General features: G+C 68.2%; 3 protein-coding genes. All 3 read right to left on the reverse strand.

From position 1 onward, the window contains the following. Window positions 1-996, reverse strand: a 996-nt coding sequence (locus NA3_RS35165; RefSeq protein ID WP_501193631.1) for a TrbL/VirB6 family protein, incomplete at its 3' end; no start/stop codon positions are given. Continuing rightward, the gene (locus NA3_RS37480; RefSeq protein WP_156769415.1) at window positions 993-1,793 is read right to left on the reverse strand and encodes a DUF8175 domain-containg protein; all 801 of its coding nucleotides are present in this window, start codon (window positions 1,791-1,793) and stop codon (window positions 993-995) included. The genes NA3_RS35165 and NA3_RS37480, both read right to left, overlap by 4 nt. Next, window positions 1,790-2,264, reverse strand: a 475-nt coding sequence (locus tag NA3_RS35175) for a DUF8175 domain-containg protein (protein WP_218021960.1), incomplete at its 5' end; no start/stop codon positions are given. The genes NA3_RS37480 and NA3_RS35175, both read right to left, overlap by 4 nt.

Here is a 2,264-nt window from a genome sequence, read left to right on the forward strand (position 1 = left end):
GGAGCCCATGGCGATGCCGAGGGCGCCACCGGCGAGGGCGGCGCCTGCTCCTCCCCCGCCGCCGAGGGTGGCCACCGCGGGGGCGACCAGCCGCATCAAGGCCGGCAGCACGATCGTCACCGACAGCAGCAGGATCATGCCGAGCAGCACCAGTTGCGGGTCTTGCTGCTGACCGGCGGTTTTCGTTCCCGCTGCGGTGAAAGCGATCGCGTAGATGAGGGCGCCGACCGGTTTCCACAGCACAAACGCCAGCGACCACGACAGCATCCGCTTGTACGCCTGCGATCCGGGCCCGGTGCCCGCGGCGGCCGCAGCCAGCGGTATGGCCGCGACGACGAGGATGAGGACGGCTTGGCGTATGACGAGCATGGCGAGTTGGACGAGCATGCTGATCAGGCCGAGGATGCCCAGTACGAGCAGGACACCGGAGCCGAGGTTGCTGTGATCGCGCAGGTTGTTGTCGACCAGCCGCTCGACCGCGCCGTGCAGGTCACCGCCGGTGGCGTCGTTGATCACCCAGTCGCTGAACGCGTCACCGGCTTTCGTGCCGGTGGTGATCAGGGCGGAAAACATCATCGAGGCGAACACCGCCCGCGCGAACATGAGAAAGCTCTCCTGCGCCTCCCCCGCGACACCACCACGCTTGGCCATCGCCAACCGAGCGGCGGCGAACAAAATCCCCGCGATCATGAGCAGAACCTGCAAACCGCTGGTGTACCCGCGGATCGACGCCAAGGCAGGCCCCGGCTCCCCGGTAGACGCCGCCAGCTGCGGAGAGGGCAGGTTCACCCACCACGTCATCACGAACCGAATTGCGGATGTCATGCCATTGACCAGAGAGTCGACAACGCTGTCGAATGCGGAGTTGGCTGCGGAGTTGGCGGCTTTGCCGCCGAGTTGTTTCAACGCGCACACCGCGCCGGGCCCGGTGGGCAGGTCACACACGCTATCCGGCAGCTGAGCATGCCTGACAGAGGCGATGGCTGGAGTTGTCATGTGGTGGTCCTCCATTGCCCGAAGCCGGCAAGGTTTTCGATGGGATCGCCTGGCTGCCAGAGTGTTTCGATGTCGCCTGGCAGGCGCACGCGCCAGTCGCCGGCGTAGGTCATGGGCCAGGACGAATAGCTGTAGCCGTCGCGGGTTCGGGTGGCGATGTCGACGACCGCGAAATCGGCGCGGTAACCGGGGCGGATGCGGATGCCGTCCGGGACGGCGACGTAGCGGCCGGCATCCGGTGTGCGGGTGCGGCTGCGCGTGACCCTGGCGATGAACGCGTCGGTGTCACCGACAAAACGAGTCCGAACGACGGTCTGCCACAGTGCCTCTGGTGCGGCGAGGGTGCGGGCGAGCGCGTCGCAGGCGGCCAGCGCCGCACCTTGCGGGGTGTCGGCGAACCCGGAGGCGATCCCGTGGTCGATGACGGCCGGACCATCGCTTCCGGAGACTGGTAGCGCGGCGCCGCCCCATCCGCGTTGCCAGGACATTTGCGCTGGTGCCGCGGTGAGATAGTCGCCCGACGACGGGTTGGGGCGCGTGGCCGGATCTTGGGCAAACGCGCGTCCCTCGTCTCCGACGACGTCGAGACGGTTGCCGAACAGGTCTGTGGTCGGCGGCTGGGCCTGTGTCGCGGTGAACGGGGGCCGCGCAGCAGTCCTGGGGATCGTTGTGGATAAACCAGCGGGCGGGGGTTGAGGGATGTCAGTACCGCATCCGCTCAGCGGGACGGCCAACGCTACTGCGAGCCCGAGCCAGCGGTGGTGTTTCAGTGGCAGAGTCGCGGCGGTCGTGTTCATCGGATCGGGAGCCGGATCGTGTCGGTGGGCAGTGTGTCGGGGGCGGTGACCAGGGCGGGGTGGTGCCCGTCGGGGAGCAGGAGTTTCCAGTCGCCGGTCTGCCAGATGACGGTGGCGGTGTTGCAGGTCAGCGACGTGTCGGGTTGCTGGGTGTAGATCGCGGTGTCGGCCCGGTCCGGGGTGTAGCCGGTGATGCGGTAGCCCAGGATCTTCGGTGGCGTGCTGGCGATCGGTGTGGTGATCGACATCTGGGCCCGCGCCACGGCCCAGTCGTCACGCCCCGCGCCGGAGGCGAGCATCTGTTGCCCCACGGTGGCCCATTGATCATCGGGTGCCACGGACATCCGCACGACAGCGTGGATCGCCGCCAGGGCCGCCCCGGCGGGGGTATGTGCGAACCCTGCGGCGACCGCGCCGGTCACCGTGTGGGGGCCTTGGTCGGCTACCGGGAGCGAGAATCCCTGGTAGACA

The sequence above is a fragment of the Nocardia africana NBRC 100379 genome, assembly GCF_001612635.1.
Lineage (GTDB): Bacteria > Actinomycetota > Actinomycetes > Mycobacteriales > Mycobacteriaceae > Nocardia > Nocardia africana.